This is a genomic window from Streptomyces sp. AC627_RSS907 (genome assembly GCF_019049165.1).
The window spans coordinates 1-570 of the sequence record NZ_JAGMUE010000497.1; the positions used below are offsets into that span (position 1 = coordinate 1).

The following is a 570-nucleotide window of genomic DNA, read 5'->3' on the forward strand; positions in this document are numbered from 1 at the left end:
GGGCGATGATGCGTGAAAGGTGCGGGAGTTGACGGTTGACGAGGGAGCGGGGCAGCGCGTGATGTGGTCGGGGCAGTGGGTCGCGGATCAACTCGGCATCGCTCTGGAGGACGCGCCGGAGGCGTCGGAGGCGGTGGCCGCAGTCGGCGCGGCCGACGCGCCGGCCGACCAGGCCAGCCGGGCCGACCAGCCCAGCCACGCCGGCCCGGACGGCGCCGGTGACGGGCGGCTGCGGGAGCTGCTCGGGCTCGCGTTGCGCCGCAACCCGCGCCGGGCGCACCTGTTGGTCTCCAACGTCCTCGGCAAGCACGTGCCGCAGCGCCCCGCCGTCGTCTACGGGGCGGGGGTGCGGCTCGGCGAGCGGGTGCGCGCGCTGCTCGGCGACGCGGACGCGGCGCGCGCGGTGGTGCTCGGCTACGCGGAGACGGCGACCGGGCTCGGCCACAGTGTCGCCGACGGCCTCGCGCTCGCCCCGTACCTGCACTCGACCCGCCGGCCGGTGGACGGGGTGCGGCCGGTGGGCGGCTTCGAGGAGGAGCACAGCCACGCGACCTCGCACCTCCTGCTGCC

The 570-nt window shown here is 77.0% G+C and carries 1 protein-coding gene; it reads left to right on the forward strand.

Going from position 1 to position 570, the window contains the following annotated elements:
- Positions 1-28 precede the first annotated feature (28 nt).
- Positions 29-570: phosphoribosyltransferase domain-containing protein (locus KUM32_RS44315; RefSeq protein ID WP_254406655.1), on the forward strand; the 542-nt coding region annotated here is incomplete at its 3' end.